We start from the raw sequence: 25650 nt of genomic DNA, 5'->3' as shown, positions 1-25650 counted from the left end.
ACGTTACAATAGGCAAGTTAGCTCAAGTGCACCGGTTGGCGGGCGTTGGTAAAGGAGATTGGCAGTCCTTTAAAACACAAAAACAAAAGGGTTGCCCCCGGGCAACCCTTTCTTGTTATCTCTTCAGGGGATCGTAACCCGCTGCCTGATAGATCATTTCGCTTAAGGATACGACCTTGAGGGCGAACTCGCCCGGAACAAGTACTTCGTGGCGGCCAAGGATGGCATCGATGAAGCTTTTGTCCTGGTTGGTGGTTTGCTCCGGAAGCTCCGGTACGAATGGCTCCTCGTTCAAACGGCGAAGCGTAATTTTCCCGTTGTCGTAGTAAATGCCGCCATTGTCCCCGCAGAACGCAAACGTCTCGTTCCAGCCTGGCGCATAACCGGCGAAGTTGAGGCCCGCAAGAGCCCCTTCCGCAAAGCGGATGGAAGTGAAGCTGTCGATCTCAACCGGCGCTCCATGGTTCTGAAGCTGGGATTTTACTTCAACCGGAGTCATTCCGGTCGTCCAGAGCAGCACGTCGATAATATGGCTGCCGGAGTCCATCAGGAATCCGCCGCCGGAGAGCGAAGGAACCTGCCTCCACGTGCCTTCCGTAAGCTGATACCACTCTTGGCTAAGTGAAGCGGTTACAGAAGTCAACCTCCCGATCTCACCGCTTGCAATGGCATCCCGAATGTACAGAAATTCCGGCTGAAAATGCCGCTGGTACGACACCTGCATCACTTTCCCCGACTCTTCCGCCTTCTGAATAAGCTGCTTCGCTTCCTTCGACGAGCAAGTCATCGGCTTCTCGATAAGCACATGCAGCCCTCTGTCCAGCGCATCGTAGGCTTGTCTGAAATGAAGCGTATGCGGCGAGCAAATCACAACCGCATCCAGCTCCCCCTGCTCAAGCATATCCTCATAAGCGGAAAACTGCCGGGCATCCTGTAAACCAAATTTTTCAGCAAAAGCAATGCGATTGCCTTCGCTTGTATCCGATAGCGCGGTAATCTGAATCTCCGGGAGCTCCAGCAACTGCTTGGCATGCCAGCCGGCAATACCTCCCGTTCCAATAAACCCGATCCGAATGTTGCTCATTCCATCTAGCCTCCCAACATGAATAGCCATTCCAGTATCTGCATTTCGATAAGGCATTACTTGTCTAGCTTATTGGTGCAAAGGCATGTTTAGTACGCTAATAATACGCCAAAAAGGAGCCGGATTCCTGCTCGGAATCCGGCTCCCCTCATCCTAAATTATTTATTGTAAATCCGGTAGAACAATACGGCTGCTTCCGCCCGCGTCAACTGGCCTTTTGGCTCCAGCAGTCCGTCATGACCCTGCAAGAGTCCCGCCTTTACAAGCGCGCTTATGCTGTTCTTCGCGTAAGCCGAAATATCACCGGCATCCGCAAACCCTGCAAGCACATCCTCGGAGCCGGCTGGAAGACCGGCTTTCGCAACAGTAAGAGCACGCTCGATAAACGTTGCCGCTTCTTCTCTCGTAATCGGAGCTTCCGGATTAAACCGGTTGCCGCCGGCACCGTTCGTAATGCCAAGAGCCTTGGCCGTGCCTACCGCATTGGCATAATAACGGTTCGAGCTCACGTCGGCAAAGCCGCCCGGAGTGTCCGTCGTAAAACCAAACGTATCGACGAGAAGCTTCACGAAATCGGCCCGCTTAATCGATGCGCCAGGAGCGTAAGACGTATCGGATACGCCGTTAATGATTCCCTTCGCCGCAAGCACCTCGATCGCTTCTTTCGCCCATGCGTAGCCGTTCAGATCGCTGAACGATTTTTGCACGAAAGCAACCGCATACTGGCTGAAATGCTTCGTCGTAAATACGATGCTTCCGGCCGCTTCCTTATACTGTCCGCTAGGTACCGGGAACGGCTTGCCGCTTCCGTCGATGTACCAGACGGTCAGCTTTTTGGCATCCGCTTTCTCGGCAGCCGAAGGGGTATACGGAAGGGATACCGTCACCGGCGACTGGCTGTTATGCCAGTCAACCGTTTGACCGGCAGACTGGATCGACAAATCCACAACCGGACGGTCGCCAAGCTTCTTCTTCAGCGCTTCGCTCCAACCGCTGGTATTCGCGTTGCCAATGCTGATGGTTACCGTCTGACCAAGCTTACCCGCATCCGGCTTCAGCATATCGCTCGAGAGCAGTATAGTCCCTGTCGGGGTTACCAGTTCGATTTGCTTATCCGGCGATTGCTGGTTCACGAAGCTTGAAGGAAGCTCCAAGGAGTAGCCATTAGCTCCAGCTGCGCTAGGAAGCACCACGGTAACCTTCTTCTTGCCGTCCTGGCCAGCCGTTGCTTTCGAGAACGCTTGATCCAGCAACGCAGCGGTCAGCGAAAGTTTTGCATGTTTCGAACCGGCATCAAGCGTTCCCTTGCCTTCCACCTGAACCGCGCCATTCGCGCCAACCGTCACCTTCGGCTGATCTGTCTGCCCGGCACCGGATCCCGAGCCGGAACCCGGCCCGTTACCCGGATTTGTTGTTCCGCCAAGCGCCGACAATCTTGCCGACAATCCGGATTTTACCGTTCCTTGCGGAAGCAGGCTGACAAAGTTGGTTGCCGCATCAATGCTTGTTACATCCTTATGCTGCTCAGCCGCTGCTACCGCTGCTTCCGCCGATTGCTCGAGCAGACTTTCATAATCCGAGCTGAGCAAGTACAGATCGCCAAACTGCGTAGCGTCCTTGCTTGTTCCAATCCCCTGGTTATATTCGATAAAGCCCGAACGGCCGGCGCCGTCATGTTCATTGAGCAAAATCGTCAGACCAAGCGGATCCTCCTGCGAGAACGTATAACCTGCACCATGCAAGGCGGAGAGCGGAATGGTAATGTCATAGACCGTCTGATGAGTCGCCTCGTCCCGCGTAATAACCGCATCCGCATCGTTAAATGCTCCGCCAGCTACACCTGCCGGCGCACGCCATCTCCACTTGGAGACCGTGCCGCTGTTCGTAAGGGCAAAACCAAGCTCGTTTACGTTTTGGCTGGCAGAGCCGTCTTTTCTCGATAAATCTATGCCAAGCTGCAAGCTGTCGCCCTGCCAAATATCGCCGTTCGTCCAGGTCTGGTAATGCGTATTGTCCGTTGCGCGGACCGTCACATAGAGATTATCGTTATCCCAATGTACATTCGCCTGCGCGCTCAGGTCGTCCTTGCCGCCCCAAATGCCGCCTAGACTTGAGTAATTGGTGGAGCTTGAAATATCGATAGTAGGCTGAACCTGGCTGTTGTCGTCCTTGCGCGTCGCAAACGACTGAGCGGTCTTCACCTGCGTCACATAGGAATAGCCGTTATCCAGCGTTACTTTGTACTTCAGCGTGTCCGCGGGCAAATAAGGAAGCTTAACGAGTACGCTCTCTCCAAGCGCGATACCGTTAAAACGAACAGGCACAAATTTGTCCTTGTAGCTATCCGGCGCAATAACTTCAATTTTGCCGGCAAGCGGATCGGATTCGGTCATATTGGTCAGCTTTAGGGCAAAATTCGCGTTAGCCGGGTTGCTCTCGTCGAACTCTCCCTTCACTAGATCAAGCGCAACCGGAACCAGGTTCGAACCCGTCACCTTTGTTCCCGCTTCATTAATCAGCTGCAAACCGCCTTTAAACAGGTTGTTTGCGATAATCAGCTTCTCGATGTCAGGACCGGCATATACATGATTCGTGTTTGGCTGCTGGAAGTAGGAATCGTAAAGCGTAATGTCGCCGCCAAGCGCGTTAATGCCGCGCTGTCCGACTCTCGTAAAGTTGCTTTGCTGAATGCGGACATCTCCTCCGAAAATATCAAAGGAACGCGTCGTATCTCCCCACATTGAAGAGTTGAAGAATACGGCCTTGGAATCAAAACCCTCGCCAACAACCACGTATACTTTGTCCGAGGAGCTCATCGACACCAGCTCGGTATTAATCAGCTTCAGACCCGCTTCTCCCGCCGCATCAAGCACGGCGCCCTTCTTGCTGCCGTCCGTACCGTGGCCGATGACAACCGCTTCAGGTCCAACCCCGTCCTGCTCTTCAAAATGAATCCCGTATTTCGAACCGTATACGAACGTATTAAAGATCGTCTCGTTCGTCACGTCGCCAATCCGGAACGCATCCAGATTTTCCTTCTGGTAGCTCCATACCGCATCAAAGTCCTGATCCGTGGAAGGATGGTTAGGGAAATTGTTGCGCCCGTAATAATGCGGGTTAAACTGAACGTTGCGCATCAAACCGCCGTCAGCGCCGCCGCCGAGGAAAATGCCTTCCATCAGAGGAGAGCCGGCAACGTAATCAATGTAATGACCGCTCGTATCGTAAGTGCCAAAATCGACTCCCTTGTAAGGGTTGATAAGGGTTGTATCAATCAGGTAAACGCCGCTGCCTTTGCCTTGAACGGTCCAAGCGTAAGGCTTCACGTTCGTCCAGCTCTGCTGGTCGTAATAAACGGCTAAACCTCTGAGGCCCGCATCCTGTTCAAGCGAGATAAACGCAGCGCCGTCCGCGTTGTTTTCCCCGTAATTGGTGAAAATCACCGTACCGCCGCCAATCGTATGATGCGGAACATCCCATGAACCGCGCAGCTCTACGCCGCTAGGCACGGTAAGCGGATTATTGACGCGGTAAATACCCGCCGGCAAATAAACCGTACCGCCGCCTGCCGCATCGGCATCGTCTAGCGCCTGTTGGATTTTCGCGGATACATCCGTCTCGCCGGTGCTGTCCGCCTCGTAAGGGGCGGCCGTAATATCAAACAAGCTGTTGTTGGCCGGTTTCGGACGGTTCGCCAGATCAAGCGCCGCAACGGTTGGCTGCTGCTCCAGCACATATTTCGCATCCTGATGAACGTTAACCTCTGCCGCATCGCTGTTATCGGTTACCGCCAGACTGCCGTTATGTCCGGAGTTGACCGAATTAACCGTTGCCACGCTGCCTTCCAAGAGTATATGCTTGGCAGCTTTAGCGAAAGCGGATTGACCTAAAATAAGCGAGCCGCCCTTCGCGGCAATCGCGTAACCGCCGTTCTGATCATCCCAGTTCTCGAACGTGCTGTTCTCGAACGACAATACGCCGCTGCCTTCATTCACAACCGCATGATGCGGCGTACCGCCAAACGTTACTTGGTTGAACTGAACGATGGAGTGGAAGCCTTCGGTTGCATAGACCGCTTTCGGGTCAACGCCTACGTCGGCTTTAAAGCTGCTGTCCGAGATTAAAAGTCCAAAATCGTTCACGCCTTCAACCTTCAGCGCCACGTTGCTGTCATGAACATTGATTTTGTAGAGCTGGGCGTTAGCCGTCTCCAGACTGCCCGTTCTTGTCGTAATCCGCATGCCGTTCTTGAAATCGGCCAGATCAATATCGGACATATACTCCCAGTCCGAGCGGCCCATGACAATCCCTTCGGTGTTACCGGTCGTATAGGCTTTCAGCTCCACCTGCTGCGGCGAGCCTGCCAAGCCGGAGCCCGCCCAATAGGAGGATGCCAGACGGATATGCTCCAGTCTTCCGATATCGGTCGTGAAGTCGAGGAAAATGCCCGTTTTCAGCACTGTACCGTACAAATTCCGTACGTAATGCAGTTCGTTCCAGCTAGGACCAATCTTGATGCCGTTATAAGAATTGACAAGCGTCACATTCTTGACCGTCATGCTGTCGCCCGACAACTGCTCGAACGTCCAAGGATAAGCAACCGGGGCATTCAGCGACTGCTCCGGATACCAGACGGACAAGTTCGTCACGCCGCTCACCGGCGCCAGCTGCAGGAAGCTTGGACCGTTCTCGATGCCTTTATCGGCATAGACAGCCAGGATCGTTCCTTTTACTTCGCCGCCGGCTGAATCGGGACTAATCCAATCGCCTCGCAGCGTTACTCCTGTCGGAACGATCAGATGACTAGTCAGCTTATACGTGCCCGCTGGCGCAAAAACAACGCCGCCCCCGCGGTTGCCTGCCGCGGCAAGCGCGTCCTGGAACGCTTTGGTGTCATCCTTCACACCGTCGCCGGCAGCTCCAAAGTCCTTCACGCTCATATCGGCGATGACTACGTCATCCGTCGGATAAACCGTGTCGTAGACTTTCGTCTCCGTCGAGACGTTTTGCTGCGGCTGGGTTTTTACCGAGACCGAAGCGATATACAGATCGGGATTGGCGCCAATCGCCCCCGGCCCGGATACGTGAAGGCGGAAATCGCCGCCGTTCGTACCGTTTGCGAACTTGGCATCGCCAAGCTTAAACGTATGTTTTTTCCACGTATTCGTGTTCGTATAAGTAAATTCAGGCGCATCCTTAAAGGCTGCCGACTGCGCGTCGTATTGAAGCTTCATGCTGCCGCTGCCGCTGTCGTAATACTCGACCGTTACGAAAACATCCTGGTCTGCGTTATCGAACAAAAAGCTGTCCGAAACGTCAAAGTAGAAATATAGAATATTGGCGCCATGGTCCGTTGGGCTGATTGTCTGGTTCGTCTTCCAGTACGTCTTGCCGCCAATCTCGCCTGTCAAAAGGTTCTCCGCAGCGCCGTCGCCAGGATGGGCTGTAATGCCATGCGATACCGGTGTTGCGCCAAGCGTAATGCTGGCTTCCGGAGCAGCCGTTTCCTTAAGCGTCTTCTTGACCGTTACGCTTGCCAGCTTCAAGTCAGGATTCTGCTCGCCGTTAATCCCGCCGCCTTCAATGGCGATCCGGAAGTCGGAGCCGTTCGTGCGGTTGGCGAATTTGGCATCGCTTAAATTAAAGGTGTAGTCCTTCCATGTCTTTGTATCCGCGTACGTAAACTTCGCGCTGTCCTTGAACGCAGCCGACTGCGCATCGTATTGCAGCAGGAAGCTTCCGTTTCCTTCATCGAAGTAGCGGAGGGTTACGTCCACATCGTAATCCGCGCTGTCGAACAGGTAATCGTCACTTACGTTCATGTACAGATAAGTGGTGCCTTCTGCTTTATTCGTCTGCCAGTAAGGGGTATCTGCTTCCGTTCCCGTTAGAAGTCCGTCGCCGTTATCGCCGGCCCTGCCGGAGATCCCGCTTTCCACCGGGGTTTCCCCTAGCGTAACCGACGCTGTATCGGAAGCATCGTCCGCGGCATAAGCACTCGGCAGTCCCATAAAACCAACGGAAGAAAAAATCATCAGCATGACAAGCATTTTCGCCATTCCGGCACATGCTTTTGTCCAATTTCGGTTCGTAATCACAATCAAACCTCCAGTTTGCAGATGTTATTTGAGTGTTGTATCCGCTTACATGACCGAGAAAAAGAGAAGCCCCCCATAGGTGTCATCAGGCCGGCTTCTCTTGTTTGTCTGTGCGATAGGTTAGCTTGCTTTCGTGTTATTACTTCTTGTTCGCAAGAAATGCGTCAATCTGTTTTTGGGTCTCAGCGATGATGGTATCCAGACCGTTTTTCTTTTGCGCTTCGATGTAGTCGTTAACTGCTTTGTCAACATCCTTTACTACGCCGAATTCGATTGGTCTGCTCAGCTCGTCGCTTGCCGCATCGCGTTTCGCCAGCTCGTTTTTCATCGTGTCTTCCGCGAGGAACAGACCGTCGATTGGCGAGTTAACGTTGTTAGGCTCGCTTGCGAATTTCGCTTCGTTCACCCAGAAGTCCGGTCCGTAAGTCATGGTTGGACGCATGAATTGCGGCTTCCAGAACGCCCATTGACCGCCCCACTCCATGTAGTTGCTTGTTGTTGTATCCATGCCTTCCGGATATTCGGCCGTATCGCCGTTCAGAACGTAAGTTTTGCCTTCGATACCGTATTGAACAAGATCGTAAAGCGTTTTGTCCGTTTCCATCATGTCCAGGAAGCGGAGCACGCGATCCGCGTTTTTGGAGTTGCGGTTAATGGCAACAACGTTAGCGAGCGCTGTTCGGTTCACGAACTTTTTGTCCGGATAAAGCACGGAAGATGCCAGTTTGTACGTCGGATCGGAGAAGCCTGGGTTCGCGTTAACCCATTCATGGGAGGTAAGCGTCACGAGCATTTTACCGTTTCTCCACTCGGCTGCTCCATCCGTTTTGTCGATCATGGCATCACGGTTAATCAGGTTGTCGTCATACCATGTTTTGACCAGCTTGGATGCTTCCATATAAAATGGCTGTTGCTCGACCGGCTGAACCTTTACGGCTGGATCGTTCAAATAGAAACCAAGGCCATGGAAGTTCAGGTCCACCCACTCATCACGGACCATATACATGGACAGCGGAGTTGTGCGGTTAATCCTTTCGTTCGGATAAGCTTCTTTCATCTGGCGAAGCAATTTGTCAAGATCCTCAATCGTCTTGATCGAACCTTCCGGAACATCGATTCCCGCTTTTTCAGTCAAATCGGAACGCCAGGCGATGAACTTACGTTCATTCATCTTCATCGTCCATGGCAGGCCTACGATATTGCCGTTAACGGTAGCGGCGCCAAGCGTTCCTTGCTCCTGGTACTTCTTATAAAGGTTAGGCGCATACTCGGGCAGCAGATCGTTCAGCGTCATGTAAGAGCCTTTTGCCGCCATTTGCTTGTAGGACAGCCAATCGCCGTCAAAGTTCATATCCCATTTATCGCCGGAAGCGGCCATCACGAGCATTTTATCTTTAAAGTCGCCAAACGGAATAAAGTTGATATCGAATTTAACATTAAGGCCTTTTTCTTTCACATATTCGCTGACCTTGGACCATACTTCGTCCGTAGCCGCTTTTTTGTCGCCGCCGAAGTAGAACTTCAGCGTCACTTCTTTTTCCGGCTCCGTGCTTTCGGCTGCCGTGCTTTCCTTAGGAGTGTTCCCGCCGCTGCTGTTGCTAGGCGTATTGCCGTTGCCGTTATTAGAGCTGCTGCATGCCGACAGCATTAAGCTAAGCGACATCGTAGTAGCGAGAGCTAACGACATAATGCGGACCTTCTTCTTCATCCTGACCTCTCCCTTATGCTTGTGATTTATATACTACACGGCGTTAGCCGATATAGTCATCCTTTTACTGCGCCTACCATGAGGCCTTTGACGAAATAACGCTGCAGGAACGGATACAGGAAAACAATTGGGCCGATCGTAACAACGGTAAGCGCCATCTTGATCGATTCCGACGGAATTTGCGCCGATATGCGCTGCATCGCCGAAGCGTTGCTCGAGCTCTTAAGAAACTCAACGTTGGATACCAATGTTCTTAGCAGCAGCTGCAGGGGCTGGAGTTCCTGCTTGTCGACGAACATGAGGCCGAGGAACCAGTCGTTCCAGTAGCTCAAGGCGACGAACAATCCTACAGTGGCGAGTACGGGCAGCGAAAGCGGCATGATCAGGCGGTAGAAAATCTTGAATTCCCCCGCTCCGTCCATTTTCGCCGACTCGTTAATCTCTTCCGGAATCGAATTCATGAAGTTGCGGATCAGGAACATATTAAACGCGTTGGCGAGCATCGGTAGAATCAGTGCCCATAGCGTGTCTTTCAAATTCAGATAATGAACGCAGATGATATACCAAGGTACCAGACCGCCGTTGAACAGCATCGTAATGATGACGTAGACGGATAAAATATTCCGGTACTTGAACGACCGCCTCGCCATTACATAGGCTCCCATACTGGTGACGAACACCGATAGAATGGTACCGGCAACGGTTACGAGAATGCTGATGCCGTAAGCATCGATAATTCGGTTGGAACCGAGGAGCAAGATTTTGTAAGAGTCAAGCGTAATGTGATGCGGCCACACCGTATAGCCGAAATCCATAATGTCCTTCTCTGTGCTTAGCGAGCCTGAAATAACCATGATGAACGGAAATAAGCAGGACAAGCTGAATAGGGAAATGACGAGAATAATGAGAGTCTGCGAGATTGAAAACCTTTTTGCGGGCATATCGAGTTTCCTCCGTTCCTAGAAGATAGCTGAATCTTTATCGATTTTGCGTGCTGCGTAGTTGCTCGCGATAACCAGGACAAAGGCAATCATCGACTGCAGGAAGCCTGCCGCGGAAGCCATGCCGATATCGCCGGATTTGCGCAAGCTGCGATACACGAACGTATCGATAACGTCTGTTGTCGGGAACAGCAGGGAAGCATCGCCAACCATCGCGTAAAACATCCCGAAGTCCGCATTCATAATTCTTCCCACGGCGAGCAGCGTTAGTATAATGATCGTTGGACGCAGCATCGGAAGGCTGATGTAACGGATTTGCTGCCATCTTGTCGCTCCGTCGATCGAAGCCGCTTCATAATAAGAGTTATCGACGGAGGTCAGCGCCGCCAGATAAATGATTGTTCCGTATCCGGTCGCTTTCCACCTGATTGCAATGGTTAGAATCAGCGGCCATAAGCCTGCTTCACTGTAGAAGTCGATTGGCTGGAGGCCAATGGTTGTAAGGAAGTGGTTAATCGCACCGCTCTCGAAGTCGAGCAGGTTGTAGGCGAATACGCCAACGACGATCCAGGAGATAAAGAACGGCAGGAACGTCAGGGACTGCGATACCCGTTTGAAATATTTGTTCCTGACCTCGTTGAGCAGTAGCGCGAACCCAACCTCGAAAATGAGGCCAACGGTGATAAACAGAGCATTCAGCAGAATCGTGTTTCTCACGGCCCGGAACGCGGTGTCCGAGGAGAACAGATAATCAAAGTTATCGAATAGCGGATCCATCCAATCGCTGCCGAAGATGCCTTTGGTAAAGTCGAAATCCTTGAAGGCGATTACAAGTCCAGCCAGCGGCAGGTAGTTGAACAAAAATAGGAGTACCGCTACAGGGAGGAACATAAGCAGTAAGGTGCGATTTTTAAACAATTCCCGAATGACTCCATTTTTCATAGCGTTTTCCCTTCTCTCTTGTGATAGTTTTATTGTAGATTTGAGGGAAATCGAAAACCATGAGTGGATCTTATCCTTTCTAGTTTGGGATTAAACAAACGTCACTTGGGACGGTTTTTGAAAGAATTGATTAGAGATTAGATACGCCTTATGCGGGGGAGAGGAGTACGCCCCTTCGGCCGCTGTTGTCTGCAGGAAATCTTGAACTAAGCCGATTGATATCGGATATTCCCCGCAGACAAAGGCGGACGCTCACGCTCCTCAGGGGCATACCCTACGTCCTTATCTGGCTTATTACAGCCCGTTCAGACAGAAAAAAGCCGTCCGAAAGGACGGCTTTTTTTGTTCTTTTTTACATATGTCCAGCCGCTGAGGTTACCGGTACTTTGCCTGTCTTCACTTTCACTTGCGACCAGTTGATCGTCAAGTAGCGCCATCCGTTGGCAACCGCCGAAAGCACGATGAGCAGGCATAGCGCGGACCAAGCGCCGGTTTGCCCCCAATCTAGCACTCTGGTTAACAGAATCGTTAGCGGGATGAATAACAGCCAGTTCAAGATAAGTGCCGTCCGGGACAAAAACGTGGTGTCCCCTATGCCTCGAAGTCCGCCGCCGAAAATAATGTTTGCCCCTGTGAACAGCTGGACGCAAGCGGTTAGATGGATAAGCGAAATCGCCGTTTCGTACACTTCCCTCTCCGAGGTATACAGCTTGGCGATCGGCAAGGCGAACAGGAAGAAGACGACCGAGATCAACGCCATAAAGATAAGGCCTAGATAAACCGTCACAATCCCGAATCTTCGGGCAGTAGCGCCATTGCCCTTCCCCACTTCCTGGCCAATCCCGATCGTAGCCGCAGCGCCGAAGCCATTCGAAGGCATAAACCCGAAGGACAAGATGTTAAGCGCAATCTCATTGGCGGCAATAGCGGTTGTGCCAAGCCTTGTAATACATGCGGTAAACACAAGCATTCCAACGCTGTTGGACAGTTCCGTAATGCCCAGCTTAATGCTCTCGAACAACAACAGGCGCACCTGTTGAATCTCGATGCGTACCCAGCTACGCGTTGCGTACATGCCGCTCATGAAACCGTAATAGACCAACAATCCAAGCAGGAAGGTCGCCGCTTCGGCAGCCACCATGCTCCAAGCCGCTCCTTGAAGCCCAAGCTCCGGAAAACCGAACTTTCCATAGGCAAGGACATAAGTTAAGGTGACGACCAATGCGCTATTAATGAGCGATAGGGTCATTGGCGTACGCGTATCCCCGACGGCCCTCATATAAGCAAAAAATACGGTATTAAACATCGTAAAGATCAGCGCAATCATTCTCACCAGCAAATAAGGAGAGCCAAGGGTAAGGATAGTCTCATTCGAGCCCATAAGATAGAGAATACCGTAAGGAAGCAGGAAGCTGCCTATGAGCAGGGTCACTCCCTGCACGGCCGTAATTAAAAGCGCAATCTGCATCCGTTGGTTTCCCTGCCGGATATTGCCGGAGCCATAGTTCTGGGCAACGAGAAAGTTAATCGCTCCTTGCACGCCGGAGAATAAGGCCCATAAATTATAAATGATAATGTTCGTAATACCGACAACCGCAATGGATGCCGCTCCCAGATTTCCGACGATCATAAGCACCAGCAATCCGGTAAAAGTCATGGAGGAAAATGTGGCGATAGACGGAATCGCTAATGTTAGGATTCGTTTGACCAACTGCAAGACTGCACCTCTTCATATGGAATTCGATTCTGCCCGGTCTTTTCTATAGGCAAAGCAAAACCTGTTTTCATTATAGGAGGGAGTCCTCCCGCTGAAAAGAAGTGATATGAAGATCAGTTACTATCCTTGGGTATAGTTGTGCGGAGAACAAACAAAAAGCCATCCATTTAAAATGGATGGCTTCATTACTTTATTTAGCCGTCTGCTGCTTCCACTGCTCGCGAAGCTGTAGCGTTTTCTTATTCCAGCTTGTCGTCTCCGGGATCAAATGCTCGATATCGTAACCGTTGAACACGATCTCGTTGATCATGTTGACCCAGTTGTATTCGGAGAAACCGGGGATCGTTGCTCCCGGAAGGACAAGGCCGTTGTCTTTGGTCATCTTGACCGCTTCGATATTGCGACCCTGCCAGATCGGAGCTTCGTCGATATAATCGGTCAGCTCCGGATCAATAACGGAAGCGTTGGCGCCTTCGTCGATCTTCCATTTTTGCGCTTCCAGCTCAAACTGGAAGCTGATCCATTTGTAAGCTTCCTCCTTATGCTCCGATCCGCTGAGCAGAGCCAGCGGTCCGTATATGTGGAAAGAATATTGATTCAGCTTCCCGCGTGGAAAAGGAAGGATGTCCCAGTTAAACTTTGCATCCTTCTTCAACCGCGGCAGAAGCCAGTCGCCTCCGACCTCGAAGGCCGTCTTGCCATTCATGAAATTGCGCGCGACATCATGCTGCTCCTTGGCCTTGGACCACGAGAGCATGGAGCCGTCTTCCGTCACAAAGCCGCTCAGCCAGCGCACATCATCCAGGACGGCCGGCGTGTTAAGCAGGCTTTGGGTCATGCTCTCGTCCAAATAAGCAAGATTGGCCGCATGACCGTCAGCCGCCGCCTTAAGCGGGAGCAGGCGCATGACGAATTCATTGCTTGTCGTAAGTCCGTATTCGCCCTGCGCGGGGTCGGTTACCTGCTTCGCAATGGATCGGAAGTCATCAAACGTCCAGCTGTTTGGCGGCATTTCCACCCCGTGCTTGGCCAGTAAATCCTTGTTAACGACAATCCACATCGGTACATCCACAAACGGCACGGCTAGTCTGCGCCCGCGGAAATTCATCGTATCGAAGTAACCGTCAGGGAGCACTTTATCCTGGAAGGAGGAGTCCTTGTCCATATAAGGCTTCAAATTTTCCAACAGCCCTTTTTCCTCATAGGCGAGCAGATCTCCGTCAATCCAGGCCAGATCGGCAGGTGTTCCGGCCTTCTGCAGCTCTTTGATTTTCGCCATAATGTCCTTCTCGTTCGCTTCCACCTTAACCGGCTCAATCGTAATCCAGGGATATTTCTTATGGAACATCTCGTACAACTGCAGGTAACGGTCATCCGCCCAAGTGAGCAGCCTGAGCGTAACCGGCGCGGGCTCCGGAGACTTGGCGGGAGACTCTGCCGAATAGCCGGAGCATGCGGCAAGAACAAGTATAAGCGTCAGGAGTAAGCTTCCAATAACGTAACGTCTGTTATTCAATTGATACTCCTCCTTTTATAGCAGCATGACATGGAACCGTGCTCCCCTTTTTTCACTCAAAGGTCGAATCCAGCTCCTGGCCTTCCTTCAGCACCGGATGCCTTAACGTAATTTTGGTTCCGATGTCCGATCCCGTCACAATCTTCAGCTTATACGCCTCTCCAAAATACAGCTGCAGCCGGTCATTCACGTTGCGCAGTCCCACGCCTCTGCGCGATGGCGAGAACTTGCCGCCTGACGGTTCCTCCGCCTGCTCAAGCTGGTCGAGCACATGCTGCGGTATGCCTTTCCCATTATCGGCGATATCAATCACAATATCATCCTCTTCTTGCCTTGCGGCAATCATGATTTTCCCTTTGTCGAAGTTATCCCTCACGCTATGCTGGATCGCATTCTCCACAAGGGGCTGCAAGAGCAGCCGGAGGAACGGCAGCTCCAGCGTTTCCTCATCGCAAGCGTACAGGATCCGGACGGTCTTGCCCATCCGTGCCTGCTCAATCGCCACATAAGCTTTCACCTGATCGAATTCCCGCTTCAGCGTGGTGATCTCTTTCCCTTGGTTGAGGCTCAAGCGAAGCAAATTGCCAAGCGCCGATACCATCTCGCTAATATCGCTCCGGCCGTGGTTTTCGGCCTTCCACCGGATCGACTCCAGCGTGTTGTACAGGAAATGCGGATTAATCTGATGGCTGAGCACCTGGAATTCCAGCGCCTTCTTGTTGCGCTCCGAGCGCGCAGCATCCTTCACAAGCCCGTCTATCCGGTGCACCATGCTGCCAACGCTCCGGTACAGCCAGCCTACTTCATCCTTGCGGGAGGACCATGGCGATAAAAAATGGAGATTATCCGATTCCAGCTTGCGCATCAGGCGGACAAGATGGGCAATCGGCTGCGTATACGTTACGGTCAGATAGATCACGACACTGAAGCAGCACACCAAGTACACGATCAGAAAAATAATAAGGACACGGTTAATCTCGTCCATGGCACCGGTCAGCTCTTTGAGCGGCGTTAAGCTGACGATCGTCCAAGGATGATTGGCCATCGTCACGTAGGTCGCCAGGTAGGTTTGTCCGCCGATAGCGATGGACTGCGAACCGGCGTCGCTTTTTTTCATATAGCCCACGAAAGACTCCGAAGGGAACGGCTGACCGGTCCATTCATTGACGGCCGAATCGTAATGCACAATGCCTTTATCGTTTACGAGCAGCAGCTTTTGATCCTTGAGCTGATCCGAAGGGGAGAAATACCGCTCCAGGAAATCGTCCGACAGATCCGTTGCAATAAGCCCCCGCAGCTTGGAATCATACAATCCGGTAAACCGTTTCACGTAAGTGAGCAGCGGCTTTGCGTATTTCCCCTGCTTCGGCATGGTCAGGTACCAGGTCGGCTCTACCGTTGCTTTCGAACGTTGGAACCAGTACTGGTCGCCAATCCTCACAGACTCATCGATAGATCGCATATAGGAAGGGTACTTCGTTGGATTAATCGGATATACCTTCACCCGGAAAGCATCGATAACCGGCGTGGCATGATAGAGAGCCGTCAACATATTGACCGCAAACGATTCCTCGTCCTGTTCGTCAACGGGCTCCTTGTATAGTAAATCCTGAATGCTTTTATTGCCGATAACCTCGTTGACCTGTTCATTCAAATTATTTAAATAGATTTCGAAGTTCTTCTTCGCCTGAAGAAGATAGCTCATCGTCATCTTTGTATTCGTCTCGGATATCCCCTCAATCGACTTGATGTGGGAATAGTAGGCGAAGAGCAGGAACGGGACAATGATAATAAGCAAAAAGATAAAAATCATACGATTGCGGAAGGACGACGCCAGCCGAAACGAAACTTTTCTCATAACGATAACATTCCCCCTTAAAGTTTGCGTTTCCCTCATTGTAGGGGCATACCCGATTCTTTACACTAGTTGCGTAATGACTAACCTTCTACGAAAAAGAGAAAAGAGGAACCATCATGCCGTCTACCAAACGCATTGTTCATGTCATCTCTCATACCCACTGGGACCGGGAATGGTATATGCCGTACGAAGCCCATCACGTCAAGCTGATCGAGACGATGGATACGCTGCTCCGGACCTTCGAATCAGATCCGGAATTCCGAAGCTTCTATCTCGACGGGCAGACGATTATTCTCGACGATTATTTGCAGGTGTACCCGGAGAAACGGGAGCAAATCCAGAAGCTATGCGATGAGGGCAAGCTCTCCCTTGGCCCTTGGTATATTCTGCAGGACGAATTTCTGACGAGCAGCGAAGCGAATGTACGCAATCTTCAGATCGGTCACCGTGACGCGGCAAAATTCGGGCCGATCTCGAAGCTTGGCTATTTCCCCGATTCCTTCGGCAATATGGGTCAGGCGGCGCAGCTTCTGAATCAGGCAGGCATTGATACGGCTGTCTTTGGCCGTGGCGTCAAAGCGACCGGATTTAATAACCGGGTGGATGACTCGGGACTGGAATCGCCTTTCTCCGAGCTTGTCTGGCAGTCGCCCGACGGTTCCAGCGTGCTGGGTATCCTGTTTGCCAACTGGTATAACAACGGCATGGAAATTCCGGTTAATCCGGATCAGGCCAAGCCTTATTGGGAACATCGCCTGGCCCGCGCCGAGTTGTTCGCGTCCACCCGGCATTTGCTATTGATGAACGGCTGCGACCATCAGCCGGTACAGACCAATCTGTCCGAGGCTCTGCGCGTGGCAAGGGAGCTATACCCGGATTATGAATTTGTTCATTCCAGCTTCGACGATTACGTGCGGGCGGTTGAGAATGAGCGGCCGGACACGCTTAGCGTCACGCGCGGCGAGCTTCGCGGCCAGCAGACCGACGGCTGGTATTCCCTCGTGAATACCGCTTCCGCCCGCGTATATATTAAACAGCTGAATCAGCAAAATCAGACGCTGCTCGAAAAAGTAGCCGAACCGCTTGCCGCAGCCGCGCATCAGCTTGGCAAACCTTACCCGCATGGCCTGATGCAGTATGCTTGGAAAACCTTGATGCAGAACCATCCGCATGACAGCATCTGCGGCTGCAGCGTCGATGAGGTCTACGACGAGATGAAGACGCGCTTCGCCAAAAGCATGGAGGTTGGCAAGCGGCTGACGGAAGAAAGCGTCCGGTTCATCGGCTCCAGGATCGATACCTCCTCCTTTGCAGCGTACAGCGCGGAAGCCGTGCCTTTTGCCGTCTTTAACACAAGCGGCTACGAAGGCTCATCCGTTGTCACGCTGGAGCTGGAGTTCTCCCACCGGTTCTTCGATCAAAGCGAGGATCCGGTAGCGATTGCCGCCGAGGTAAAAGCGCGTACGCAGGGCGAAGGTTATCTAATCAACGCAAAAGGCCAAGCGATTTCGCATTCCGCGGAAGATCTGGGCGTACGCTTCGGCTACGAGCTGCCAAGCGATAAATTCCGCCAGCCCTATATGGCTCGCGCCGTTCGTTTAACCTTTGAAGCGGAGAATCTCCCTCAGCTCGGGTATCAGACGTTCGCCTGGATTCCAAGCCAAGGCAACGCCGTTGCCGGCAAAGCGGGTACGGCTGAAGAGAAGACTCTCCTCAGCGGCAGCCGCGTTATCGAGAACCGCCACCTGAAGCTGACCGTAGAAGATGACGGAAGCTATGCCGTCTATCACAAAACCAGCGGCCAGACCTTCAGCGGACTAGGCGTTTACGAGAATGTTGGCGATATCGGCAACGAATATATTTTCAAACAGCCTGCTCTCGACAAAGCTATTACAACCAAAGGGCTCAAAGCCGCTATTCGCGTCGTGGAGGACACTCCGTACCGAGCGTCGATCGAAATCATCCATTCGCTCGCCATCCCGGCAAGCGCTGACGAACGGTTAGCCCAAGAGATCGGCACGATGGTTGAATTCCGCAACCGGAAAGCCGGACGCTCCGCCGAGCTGGCCCCGCTCGTTATCGTCACCAAGCTTAGTCTGGACCGCCACGGCAAGGGCGTACGCGTCCAGGCAACAATCAATAACGGATCCAAGGATCACCGGCTGCGGGTACTTTTGCCTTCCGATGCCGAAGGCTCTACTCATTTTGCCGATTCGATCTTCGAAGTTGCCGAGCGCCAGACAGTGCCGTCCGCGGTATGGGAGAACCCGAGCAACTGCCAGCATTTGCAGACGTTCATCGACGTTCACGATAAAGAGAGAGGGCTGACCGCTGCCGGCAAAGGCTTGAACGAATACGAAATCCTGCAGGATGGCCGGAATACGATTGCGCTGACGCTGCTCCGCTGCGTCGGAGAACTAGGCGACTGGGGCGTGTTCCATACGCCGGATGCGCAATGCCTTGGCGCCAATGTCGCCGAATGGATGATCATCCCTTACGGCGGCGTGAACGAGCGTTTTGACGCCTACCGCGAAGCTTACCGGTTCCCGGTACCGCTAACGACGGTAGGCGCACGATTACAGGAAGGAGAGCTTCCTCTCTCGGATCAATTCCTCGCTTGGAACGGGGACGGCCTTGCTTTCTCCAGTCTGAAGATCAACGAAGAGCGCGGCGACCTTATGGCCCGCTGGTACAATCTATCGGGCGAGTCAACAACGCTTGCCGTCCTGCCGAACTCGGTAACGGAAACCTACTTAAGCAACATTATGGAAGATGCCTCGAGCAAGACGGAGGGCGGCAGCATTCCGGTGGAAGGCTATAAAATCGTAACCGTTGGCATCAAGTCTTAAGATCATTCGGATACAGCAAAAGGCAGTTCCAAAGGGAAAGCGTTATTCACCTTGGATACTGCCTTTATGCGTTACTCGTCAATAATGCCGCGCTGCCTGCGGTATTCTTTGGGCGTGCAGCCAACCTGCTTTTTGAACAGCTTCGAGAAATGAACCGGGTCTTTATAACCGACCTGGTAAGAGATTTGGTACACCTTGTACTGGATGTCGCCAAGCATCTCCTTCGCCTTCTCGATCCGGATATCGGTTAAATATTCAAGGAATGTCTGCCGCTTCTCTTTCTTGAACAGCTTGCTGAGCCATACGGGAGTAACGTGTACGGCGCTTGCCACGCTTTGAAGCGTTAAGCTTTCCGCGTAATCCCGCTGCAATATTTTTTCCGCTTCGCATATAATCTGGCTTGGCGTAGCGGAGAGACTCCGGAAATCGGCCGCGATTTCCTTCAGGCACCGTTCGGCCTGCTCCTTGAGCGACTGCAGCGTATCGTATTGCTCCAGCTGCTCCCAAAGCGCAATGGGATTGCTGCCCCATTTTTTATTCGGAATTCCGGCGGCGGCCGCTTTCCTGAAAATCTCGAACAGCCATTCGAAAATGCTCTGCTGAATATCCCGCAGCTGCGTTAGCTGCCACGCCTGTACCATTAATTCGAACCGTTCCATTGCTGCCGTTATATCCTCATCCGATCCGAACTTGACCAGATCCAGTACTTCTTCCGGCTCTGCCAGCTTGAGATCGGCCTGCTCGCTTTCTTCAAAACCGCCTTGCAGCGTAAATACGCGGTTGCCGCCGTAGACGGCCTTCTGCTCGAGAACGCTAAGCGCTTCCGTATACATTTCGTGCAGATGCTCGAAAGTGCAAGGGTTCGTCCGGAGTCCAACGCTTGCCTTCACCTTCACGAAATCATTGATTCGTTTAATGCATAGATGCGCGATTCCGCTAGTCAGCTCGGCCTGTTCCGAACGCAGGCAGCTTAACAGAACAAGCCATCTGTTAGAGCTGTCCATGCAGATCGCGTACGGATAAGGATAATCCTCCTCCAGCGTCTGATTCACGACATTGCCGATCCCGAACAGGATCAGGTCCTTCTCCTGCCCGCGCCGGTTCTCAATGGCTTTCAGATCATCTGCGACAATGACCATTACCGTCATATGCTCCACTGTAATCCATTCCATGTTTAACGTCGTGAGCCGGTGGCGCCGTCTTGTTTCCTTATACGGGTCATGCTCCTGCTCCACCATCTCCCGAAGCAGCTCTTCGCGCATTTTCGGAATCGCGAACTTTACCTGGTTCATCAGCTGCTGCTCATTATGCTGCTCGAGCCGCTTCCGCTGAATATTTTCTACCGCTTTGCGGACAATTTGCTCGAGCTCGCTTATATTAATTGGTTTAAGAACATAATCGATCGCTCCGGTCTTCATCGCCTGCTTCACCAGATCAAAATCGTCATAACCGCTCACCACAATGGCTTCCGGATCATAATCCTTCATCGGCTGCAAGGCATTCAGAAATTCCAGCCCGGACATGCGGTTCATTTTTATATCCGTTACGATGAGGTCCGGACGTGCATCCTTCGCCAGCATAAGAGCCGTGTCGCCGTCATCGGCAACCAGCACTTCTTCGATCCCAAACGTGCTCCACGGAAAGCGGTTACGTAAACCTTCGCGAATCTCGAACTCGTCATCTACGATTAACACACGCAGCATCCGCTCACCCTTCCCCATGATCTATGTTGCAATGCGACCATTATATCCTGTCCGCCTGTATAAGCCTACCTCCATACTAAACGACCCGATTTTGGATTGCACGGGGGTAAAAGCAAACTTTATGGGGTTGTATTAAATTGTTGAGGAATGCTGCTGCGCTTACCGTTCTTTCTAACCAATGACGAGAAACGGCTCCAGCTCTTTGAAAAGCTTCTTGTAGTTCACGTCATCCGGGATGACAAGCGTTAACGGCTCGTTCAGCTTTAGTACAAACAGGCCAAGAATCGACTTGGCGTCGGCCATTCCGCTTTTGCCGTGAATCCAGATATCGAAGTCGTAACGCGACACGATATGGTTGATTTGTTCAATGTCCTTCACGTCTCTTACTTTAATGGGAGTAATCATCGGGCAATCCCCTTCCTTCATCCAATTTTTTCTTATTAGTTGTTTGCCGGCAGACATTGCTTTATGCGTACAGGCATAACATGTATTGGACAGGTAAGTTTGAAGGGAGGGGGCTGGCTGGCATGGCTTGGCGTGAACTCGTACCAAACGATGCAAGGAAAACGTTCGAGACACTCATCGACCGTAAGAGAAAGTGGGAAAATTGCAAATCAAGAGCTGTTTTTTGTGCACTGCTATGCTTGTTTTGTTTTTTGATGTTTGGCATTGTCTACTTCCGCAATATCGGCACCATTCACGGCAGCTTTGCGAAATTGTATGAGAGCATTATGAGCAGTTCCTTCCTCATCTTCCTGCTCGCGGTCTTTATCGTCAGCTTTGTTTACCTGTACTGGCTGGCCAAGGAAATCGATAAAGCGAAGAAAAAGTATGAGACTCTTCGGATCGAGACCGTTGATAAATTCGACACAACCTGGCTAAAGAGCATCAACTTCGAGACAAGAAGCGAAATCTCCATCGAGATGAACAGCTACGATATTAATATCGATTATAAAGGTTAAATAATAGGGGCTGTCTCGATGAGAAAGCCCCTTGCGGTGTATTTAGCTTAACCTGTAATGGTAGCAACGCTGCTACGTTGGATTTCGTACAGCGTAACGGGCCAGTTTTGACTACTGAATCGAGCTACGTTGGATCGCCTCCATTATATAAGTCCATTTTGGACGACAGTGGTTCATTCTGGGCCTTTATTCTGGAGTGAATCCAACGTAGCGAAAAATGTTTGCCTTTAAGTCTGATTTGACTGGAGAGAATCCATTGTAAGTAAGTTAAGAAGCAAGTTTTTCGGCAACCTAGAATGGGATCACGGGCTCCGGTTCCTTGTTTGTAATTCTTAGGATGTCCGCACCAAACTTGTTATTCAGATCTGCAATTTGCTGATTGGTTAACAACATTTCAATATCGATAACCTCATCTATCGGGTTATAACTTACCGAGAAGGAGTGGCCTTTCTCGCAAATCAAATGAACATATTCCGCAACCTCATTAGCCGTATCTTGAAGATATTTAGGACTGTATCGGGCTTGTTTGATTACCACTTTATCACCAAGCTTCACTTTTAGCTCCTTAAAATAATCTTTTAGTTCTACCGTATCCATTGCGTAGACCATATAAACCAGCTTCAGATTGTCGTTATCGAAATAACTTACGGCTTGAGAAAAGAATCTCTCCTCAGCAGATGCATCAGGAAAATATCTATGATAGATTTCTTCCTGGACGGGTATAACCTCTTTTTGGAAGGCTAGAACAGAGTCGTCTTTGTATGCTGCTTTCTTCGGAGACTCCGCCATAACGTTGCTGCAAGCCGTAACCATCAGCATTCCAAACAATATGAGTGTAAGTCTTAAGTTGTTCATGTTCTGCCGCCCCTTAGGTCATTCGGAATAGTTAAAAATAGAGACGGTTAATAAGGGAGATTTGTTTCTATTATCCGATTTAAAAGCAAAAAGACGTATGGGCGCCCATACGTCTTTTTTTGCATTATTTCCCCGGCACCCCAAAGTCGGGCGTCCCGTCTTCCTTCCAATTGAATGCCTGAATGCGGGCATGGCGGTTAGGATCGGAAAGCGGACTGCCGATAAGCTCTTTATAAGGTCTGGCATGATATACGATAAGATCGGTTGACCCGTCCTCGCTAACGGTGAAGCTGTTATGCCCCGGCCCGTAATTCTCCGTCTCCTCATTGGTCTCGAACACAGGCTTGGGATGCTTAGTCCAGCTGCCCGGATCGAGCAGATTCGCATCCAGAGGCGCCTCCAATAGGCCCATGCAATACCGGTGATCGGTCGCGCTTGCGGAAAAGGTTACGAAAATCCGCCCGTTGCGCAGCAATACGGCCGGTCCCTCATTCACCCTGTAGCCTTGAATCTCCCAGTCGTATTCCGGCGTGGAGATCAATACTTGCGGCCCGATAATCGTCCACGGGTTAGCGAGCTTCGCTATGTACAGATTGCTGTCGGACTCTTTATACTGTGCCCAAATCAGATACCGTTCCCCGTTGTGCTGGAACGTTGTCGCATCCAGGGAGAAGCTTTCGAAGTCGAGCACGATTTTGCCTTTTTCCACCCATGTGCCTGTAATGGGATCTTCATCGCTGCATTCCAGCACATACGGCCGAATCGCCCATTGATCCTCCGCCGTACCTGCCGCGAAATAGACGTACCACTTGCCATCGATAAAATGAAGCTCGGGCGCCCAAATATGGTTGCCCATCTCGCCTGTTTCATGCTTCCGCCAAATGACCGTTTCCTGCGCGTTAACAAGCCCGTCCAACGTAGCTGCTTTGCGCAGCACAAGCCGGTCATACTCCGGCACGGAAGCGGTAAAGAAATAGAGACCATCCGTATGCTTAAGCACATAAGGATCCGCCCGGTTTACAATCCAAGGTTTAAGATCATTGCTAGTATCCAACATGAATTCGTCACCTCGAGGAATGAAGTTTTTACTCCGTTTGCCTGGATATTATTATAACGGAAAAGCTTCTGATCAGCGCAACTTCCTTTAAGAATAGCAAAATGCCGGATCCCTGGAGAGACCCGGCTTTTTGCTTTATTTAGAATGTTCCCCTGCTCTTCTCACCCCCAAGCAGCCAGCTCCAGCTCGAATTCGTTAGCGAAATCCGGGCTGATTGGAGTAACCCGCACGTTGACGTCAGCCTTCCAGATGTTATCTGTCGGGATGTCTGCGGAAGCTCCTTCAAACACGTATAGTCCCTTCTCCTGCTGCTGCACCGGCTCCAGCTTCACCTTCCAGATACCTCGATGACCATCGGAGCCAACCGCTTCCACGCGGACGTCCCCGCGCCATATGGTGCCTAGTTGAATTTCGGCACGGAATTTTTTCAGTCCGTTCCTGCTGCAATTGTCCTCTTGAATATTCACGTTCCTGACCTGAACGGCCGACCAATTGCTGCGAATGAATTGCTTGTAAGCCGCAACCCTAGACGCAACCTCATAGTTATCCGCAGCGTACCGCTTCCCTCTCGCGCTTGTTGGAACGTACATCTTATTCCAATAATCGGTCACCATTCTGTGGGTGTTGTAGACCGGCGCAAGCGAGCAGATCGACTCCTTCATCAAGCTGACCCATTCCTCGGGGACATTCCGCTCCCCCCGCTTGTAGTACAGCGGAATAATCTCTTCCTCGAGCAGCCGGTAAAGCGATTCGGTATCCTGCTTCGCCTGCAGCCAAGGATCGCCATCGATCGTGCTCTCGATAGCCCAGCCGTTTCGCCCGTTATAGCCTTCCACCCACCAGCCGTCAAGTACGCTGCAGTTCAGCACGCCATTCAGGGCGGCCTTTTGCCCGCTTGTACCGCTGGCTTCCATTGGCTTGAGCGGCGTATTGAGCCATACGTCCACGCCTTGAACAAGCAGCTTTGCTTTATCCATCGCGTAGTTCTCTATCATGTAAACACGGTTTTTGAACCTTTCATCCTCAGACAACTCTACGATTTTGCGGATCAAGTCCTGCCCCGGACCATCCGAGGGATGCGCCTTGCCGGCGAATACAAGAACCACCGGACAATTAGGATTGCCCAGGATGCGCGCGATCCGATCCGGGTCGTTAAAGATAAGCAGCGCCCGCTTATACGTGGCAAACCGTCTGGCAAAACCAATGATTAACGGTACTCCGTCCGAAGGGGATATCGGCAGTCCGAAAGCTTGCAGCATCTTGGCTTTCGCCCGCTGATGCTCCTCCCACAGCTCGATGCTTGGAATCTCCCGAACGGCAGCCCATGCTTCCGGCTCCGCTGCTTTCAGGGACCAGTCGGACGGGAGATGCCGGTCGAACAGTTCTTTTAGGCTGGGAGCCAGCCATGTCCCCGTGTGGATGCCGTTCGTGACCGAATCGACGGGAATATCCTTTGCCGGAATATACGGCATCCACCGGTGGAACATTTCCCGGGTAACTTCGCCGTGCAGCTTGCTTACTCCATTCACCTTCGACGATGCGCTGACGGCAAGGCGCGTCATGTTAAACACGCCGTTCATGCTGCCAAGCGATAATACCCGATCCCTGTCCGCTCCGAGCTGCCAGTAAAAATCGCCAAAATAACGGTCCATCATCTCGATGGAGAACACATCGTGCCCCGCCGGGACCGGCGTATGCGTCGTAAAGACGGTACTTGCCTTGACGACTTCAAGCGCCGTCTCGAATGGTACGCCTTCCGCGGACAGCATGCGGATTCGCTCCAGGGTCAGGAATGCGCAATGCCCTTCGTTCATATGCCAGACCTCCGGCTGAATGCCAAGCGCGGTAAGCAATCTCGTACCGCCAATGCCGAGAAGAATCTCCTGGCTTATGCGAATATCCTGTGCGCCGGGATACAGCGTGTCAGTCAAGCGGCGGTCCGCATCACTGTTCGATTCAACGTCGGTATTCAGCAAATACAGGGTGACAGAGCCCACCTGCACGGAAAACGCTTTTGCGTAGACCCTTCTGCCCTCCAGCGGAACCTCGATAATGACAGGATGGCCATTGTCGTCCCGCACAAGCTCAACCGGGTAAACGCTCGCCTCCAGGTCGACTTCGGGATACCAATGATGCTGCGAGCCGCCTTCGTCAATATGCTGCTGAAAATAACCTTTACCGTAAAATATGCCTACGCCCGTAAGCGGAATATTCAAGTCTGCTGCCGCCTTGATATGGTCGCCAGCCAATATGCCAAGACCACCCGAATAAATCGGTAAGGATTCATCAAGTCCAAACTCCGCCGAGAAATACGCAATCCTGCTGTTTTGCATGTTTCCACCTCGTTTTTCGCCAATTTG

At 51.8% G+C, this 25650-nt stretch carries 15 protein-coding genes; 2 read left to right on the top strand and 13 right to left on the bottom strand.

Annotation, left to right across the window (positions count from 1 at the left end; genetic code table 11):
• Nucleotides 1-115 precede the first annotated feature (115 nt).
• The 8 genes from CFI03_RS17065 to CFI03_RS17030 form a co-directional block, all read right to left on the bottom strand.
• Nucleotides 116-1084: a Gfo/Idh/MocA family protein gene (locus CFI03_RS17065; protein WP_248758147.1), complete on the bottom strand. Its 969-nt coding sequence runs from the start codon at nt 1082-1084 to the stop codon at nt 116-118.
• A 158-nt stretch (nt 1085-1242) separates the two neighbouring features.
• Complete coding sequence (locus CFI03_RS17060; protein ID WP_248758146.1) at nt 1243-7182, bottom strand: S-layer homology domain-containing protein; 5940 nt, start codon at nt 7180-7182, stop codon at nt 1243-1245.
• A gap of 139 nt (nt 7183-7321) precedes the next feature.
• Nucleotides 7322-8890, bottom strand: coding sequence for an extracellular solute-binding protein (locus CFI03_RS17055; RefSeq protein WP_248758145.1), 1569 nt, complete (start codon nt 8888-8890; stop codon nt 7322-7324).
• A gap of 56 nt (nt 8891-8946) precedes the next feature.
• Nucleotides 8947-9831: a carbohydrate ABC transporter permease gene (locus CFI03_RS17050; protein WP_248758144.1), complete on the bottom strand. Its 885-nt coding sequence runs from the start codon at nt 9829-9831 to the stop codon at nt 8947-8949.
• Between the two features lie 18 nt (nt 9832-9849).
• Nucleotides 9850-10773 carry an ABC transporter permease gene (locus CFI03_RS17045; protein WP_248758143.1) on the bottom strand — a complete coding sequence of 308 codons (924 nt, stop codon included), beginning with the start codon at nt 10771-10773 and terminating at the stop codon, nt 9850-9852.
• A 352-nt stretch (nt 10774-11125) separates the two neighbouring features.
• Complete coding sequence (locus CFI03_RS17040; RefSeq protein ID WP_248758142.1) at nt 11126-12490, bottom strand: MATE family efflux transporter; 1365 nt, start codon at nt 12488-12490, stop codon at nt 11126-11128.
• 190 nt (nt 12491-12680) lie between these two features.
• Entirely contained in the window at nt 12681-14006 is a 1326-nt protein-coding gene (locus CFI03_RS17035) for an ABC transporter substrate-binding protein (RefSeq protein WP_248758141.1), read from the bottom strand.
• Nucleotides 14007-14058: 52 nt separating this feature from the next.
• Nucleotides 14059-15864: a cache domain-containing sensor histidine kinase gene (locus CFI03_RS17030; RefSeq protein WP_248758140.1), complete on the bottom strand. Its 1806-nt coding sequence runs from the start codon at nt 15862-15864 to the stop codon at nt 14059-14061.
• A 116-nt stretch (nt 15865-15980) separates the two neighbouring features.
• On the opposite strand from CFI03_RS17030, the gene CFI03_RS17025 reads away from it, so the two are divergent.
• The gene (locus tag CFI03_RS17025; RefSeq protein ID WP_248758139.1) at nt 15981-18713 is read left to right on the top strand and encodes an alpha-mannosidase; all 2733 of its coding nucleotides are present in this window, start codon (nt 15981-15983) and stop codon (nt 18711-18713) included.
• Nucleotides 18714-18784: 71 nt separating this feature from the next.
• On the opposite strand, the gene CFI03_RS17020 is transcribed toward CFI03_RS17025, so the two are convergent.
• Complete coding sequence (locus CFI03_RS17020; RefSeq protein WP_248758138.1) at nt 18785-20416, bottom strand: response regulator transcription factor; 1632 nt, start codon at nt 20414-20416, stop codon at nt 18785-18787.
• Between the two features lie 171 nt (nt 20417-20587).
• Nucleotides 20588-20821, bottom strand: coding sequence for an HPr family phosphocarrier protein (locus tag CFI03_RS17015; RefSeq protein WP_015842777.1), 234 nt, complete (start codon nt 20819-20821; stop codon nt 20588-20590).
• A gap of 122 nt (nt 20822-20943) precedes the next feature.
• Between CFI03_RS17015 and CFI03_RS17010 the strand changes: the two genes are divergently transcribed.
• Complete coding sequence (locus CFI03_RS17010; RefSeq protein WP_248758137.1) at nt 20944-21378, top strand: DUF2663 family protein; 435 nt, start codon at nt 20944-20946, stop codon at nt 21376-21378.
• A gap of 291 nt (nt 21379-21669) precedes the next feature.
• Here the strand turns inward: CFI03_RS17010 and CFI03_RS17005 are convergent, their stop codons facing one another.
• From CFI03_RS17005 to glgP, 3 genes are all read right to left on the bottom strand, one after another.
• Nucleotides 21670-22233: a hypothetical protein gene (locus tag CFI03_RS17005; RefSeq protein ID WP_248758136.1), complete on the bottom strand. Its 564-nt coding sequence runs from the start codon at nt 22231-22233 to the stop codon at nt 21670-21672.
• A gap of 124 nt (nt 22234-22357) precedes the next feature.
• A complete protein-coding gene (locus CFI03_RS17000; protein WP_248758135.1) occupies nt 22358-23290 on the bottom strand; it encodes a glycoside hydrolase family 43 protein in 933 nt (310 codons plus the stop codon).
• Between the two features lie 161 nt (nt 23291-23451).
• Nucleotides 23452-25623, bottom strand: a complete 2172-nt coding sequence (glgP, locus tag CFI03_RS16995; protein WP_248758134.1) for an alpha-glucan family phosphorylase — start codon at nt 25621-25623, stop codon at nt 23452-23454.
• Nucleotides 25624-25650 lie beyond the last annotated feature (27 nt).

The sequence above is a fragment of the Paenibacillus sp. ATY16 genome (assembly GCF_003399985.2).
Lineage (GTDB): Bacteria > Bacillota > Bacilli > Paenibacillales > Paenibacillaceae > Pristimantibacillus > Pristimantibacillus glycanilyticus.
Note: the sequence above shows the minus strand (reverse complement) of the source record. Positions and strands in the feature narration are given on the sequence as shown.

Coding starts and splice junctions, on each gene's coding strand:
- CFI03_RS17065 (WP_248758147.1), bottom strand. CDS start 1,084: ATGAGCAACATTCGGATCGGGTTTATTGGAACGGGAGGTATTGCCGGC.
- CFI03_RS17055 (WP_248758145.1), bottom strand. CDS start 8,890: ATGAAGAAGAAGGTCCGCATTATGTCGTTAGCTCTCGCTACTACGATG.
- CFI03_RS17050 (WP_248758144.1), bottom strand. CDS start 9,831: ATGCCCGCAAAAAGGTTTTCAATCTCGCAGACTCTCATTATTCTCGTC.
- CFI03_RS17045 (WP_248758143.1), bottom strand. CDS start 10,773: ATGAAAAATGGAGTCATTCGGGAATTGTTTAAAAATCGCACCTTACTG.
- CFI03_RS17030 (WP_248758140.1), bottom strand. CDS start 15,864: ATGAGAAAAGTTTCGTTTCGGCTGGCGTCGTCCTTCCGCAATCGTATG.
- CFI03_RS17025 (WP_248758139.1), top strand. CDS start 15,981: ATGCCGTCTACCAAACGCATTGTTCATGTCATCTCTCATACCCACTGG.
- CFI03_RS17020 (WP_248758138.1), bottom strand. CDS start 20,416: ATGCTGCGTGTGTTAATCGTAGATGACGAGTTCGAGATTCGCGAAGGT.
- CFI03_RS17015 (WP_015842777.1), bottom strand. CDS start 20,821: ATGATTACTCCCATTAAAGTAAGAGACGTGAAGGACATTGAACAAATC.
- CFI03_RS17010 (WP_248758137.1), top strand. CDS start 20,944: ATGGCTTGGCGTGAACTCGTACCAAACGATGCAAGGAAAACGTTCGAG.
- CFI03_RS17005 (WP_248758136.1), bottom strand. CDS start 22,233: ATGAACAACTTAAGACTTACACTCATATTGTTTGGAATGCTGATGGTT.
- CFI03_RS17000 (WP_248758135.1), bottom strand. CDS start 23,290: ATGTTGGATACTAGCAATGATCTTAAACCTTGGATTGTAAACCGGGCG.
- glgP (WP_248758134.1), bottom strand. CDS start 25,623: ATGCAAAACAGCAGGATTGCGTATTTCTCGGCGGAGTTTGGACTTGAT.